Here is a 1085-nt window from a genome sequence, read left to right as displayed (position 1 = left end):
CGTCGGAACCTCGCTGCGGCCGATCGTGACGCGGGGAATGGCCGTCTTCGTCCGCCGCCCATTCGCATGGCGGCCGGCGATCGAGATCAGTTCCTGAAGCGCCTCGTTCATCGCTTTCAGCATTGCCGATCCACGGCGGCCAGGCAACCAAGCGGGCACCCAACTGCGAGGATCAGGCAAGAGGCTGAGAGCTTTTGGCGCGCAAAGCGGGCCGGCACACGTCATCTCTGGGTCACCGAGAAGGAGACATGAATATGACGACGAAGAAGAACGCGCTGGTGACGGGCGCCAACAAGGGTATTGGCCGTGAGACCGTCCGGCGGCTGGCGGCATTGGATTACAAGGTGTGGCTCGGTGCTCGCGATGCCGAGCGCGGCGAGACCGCTGCGCAAGCGCTGCGCGGCGAAGGGCTGGACGTCGAGTGGCTCGCGCTCGACGTCGCCAGCGACGACGGCGTGGCGGCGGCGGCCAAAGCCGTCGCGGCGCAGACTCCCAGCCTGGACGTGCTGGTCAACAATGCCGGCATCGCGCCCGGCTATGTCGACGCGCTTGGCGCGGATGGCCGCTATGAGCGGCCGCCAAGCCGCGAGGATGTCGCGGACATGAAAGCCACCTACGACGTCAACGTCTTCGGCCCAGTGCGGGTCACCCAGGCGTTCCTGCCGCTGCTCGCGGCATCGCCCGCTTCCCGCATCGTCATGGTGAGCAGCTATCTCGGATCGCTGGCGCGCGCGTCCGGCAACAGCCAGTCGCCCAATGTCATGGGCTATGGCAGCTCGAAGACCGCGCTCAACGCCGTAACACTCGCCTTCGCCGGGAACTTGCGCCACGCGGCATCATGGTCAATGCCGCCGCGCCCGGCTACACCGCGACGGACCTCAACGCGCACAGAGGCGGCCGCACGGTGCAGCAGGCGGCCGAGATCATCGTGCGGCTGGCGACGCTGGAGCCCGGCGGGTCGACGGGCGGCTATTTCGATGAGAACGGCCCGCTGCCCTGGTAAGCAAGCACGGATTACTTCCTGAGCTTGCTCGCCTCACGCGCCAGCGCTTCAATCTCGTCCCACCTGCCGGCCTTGATGAGAT

General features: G+C 67.0%; 1 pseudogene. It reads left to right on the top strand.

The features are described from left to right. Window positions 1-254 precede the first annotated feature (254 nt). A pseudogene (locus EOD07_RS35395) lies at window positions 255-1003 on the top strand (SDR family oxidoreductase). Window positions 1004-1085: the final 82 nt, after the last annotated feature.

The sequence above is a fragment of the Mesorhizobium sp. M2C.T.Ca.TU.002.02.1.1 genome, assembly GCF_003997225.1.
Note: the sequence above shows the minus strand (reverse complement) of the source record. Positions and strands in the feature narration are given on the sequence as shown.